This window comes from Chryseobacterium limigenitum, assembly GCF_900114875.1.
GTDB lineage: Bacteria > Bacteroidota > Bacteroidia > Flavobacteriales > Weeksellaceae > Chryseobacterium > Chryseobacterium limigenitum.
The window spans coordinates 1-1,238 of record NZ_FPKW01000053.1 but is presented as its reverse complement, the minus strand read 5'-3'; the positions used below and the strand labels follow the sequence as shown (position 1 = coordinate 1,238).

Here is a 1,238-nt window from a genome sequence, read left to right as displayed (position 1 = left end):
CAGACTAAACGCATTAAAATAATTAGATAAAATTAATTTTGCAATTATCTAAAAATCAATACATTACACTTGTGTAAATGAATTTTATTTCGTATATTTATCTGATAATCAGATGTTTATGAATAAAAACAAATTACTTACTTTTGCTAAAAGTATTAAAGATTTTAGATTGAATAGAAAAAAATTACATCCCGTCGAAAACATTGTTTTCATCACCATTTTGGCAGTGATTTGTAACGCCCAAGATTGGGAGGAAGTGGAGGATTTTGGAAACTCAAGGAAAGAGTTTTTCGCTAAATATTTAGACTTGAAAAATGGTGTTCCATCGCACGATACTTTCAATCGTTTTTTTTCGCTTTACGACCCAAAATCTTTCCAGAAAATTTTTGTAGAATGGCTTGCAACCCTTATTGACATTAAGGAAAAGCACATTGCGATAGATGGAAAATCTTGTAGAGGAAGTCATTCGAAAACAGGCGAAATGATCCATTTGTTGCACGCTTATTTGACGGATGATTGTAGTTTTTTGGGACAAGAAAAAACAGCCGATAAATCGAATGAGATTAGTGCGATTCCAATACTTTTGGAAGCATTAGATTTAAAAGATGCTTTAGTAAGCATCGATGCAATGGGTTGCCAAATAGAGATTGCCGAGAAAATTATAGAAAAAGGTGGAGATTATCTTTTGGCGGTAAAACAAAATCAAAAAACACTTTTTGAAGATGTTGAAAGCGCATTTCTGGTTCATGAAAATAATGAAAAAACAGTCTTTATAACAGAAGAAATTAATGGTTCAAAAGTAGAAAAAAGAACGTGTAAAATAATGACAGATATGACGCATATTACGCGAAATGAAGACTGGAAAAACCTGCAAACCATTATCAAAATAGAGAGCACGACCTATCATAAAAGTAAAAATAAAGAAACAAAAGATAAACGATATTACATTAGTAGTCAATTGAATACGCCTGAAATATTTTTAAAACATACCAGAAATCATTGGCTAATTGAAAATAAATTACATTGGAGTTTAGATGTGATTTTAAAAGAAGATGAAAGCCGTAAACGGAACAATAATATAGCCGAAAACTTCTCAATTATACTAAAATTAGTGTTAAAATTATTGCAAGAAAAACAACTTAAAAACAAGAAAATAAGCATCAAAAGAATGAGAAAAATGGCAGCTTGGAATTTAGATTATCTCATTGAAATGCTAAATTTTTAATGCGTTTGGTCTG

Annotated in this window: 1 protein-coding gene; it reads left to right on the top strand. The window is 30.3% G+C overall.

The window, feature by feature from the left end; genetic code table 11:
- Positions 1-118 precede the first annotated feature (118 nt).
- Positions 119-1,225 (top strand): ISAs1 family transposase, encoded by a 1,107-nt coding sequence (locus BT156_RS21685; protein ID WP_072412988.1) that lies wholly within the window; start codon positions 119-121, stop codon positions 1,223-1,225.
- The last annotated feature ends 13 nt before the right edge of the window (positions 1,226-1,238 follow it).

Bases quoted from the DNA above. Each gene is read 5' to 3' on its own strand.
- BT156_RS21685 (WP_072412988.1), top strand. From the start codon at position 119: ATGAATAAAAACAAATTACTTACTTTTGCTAAAAGTATTAAAGATTTT.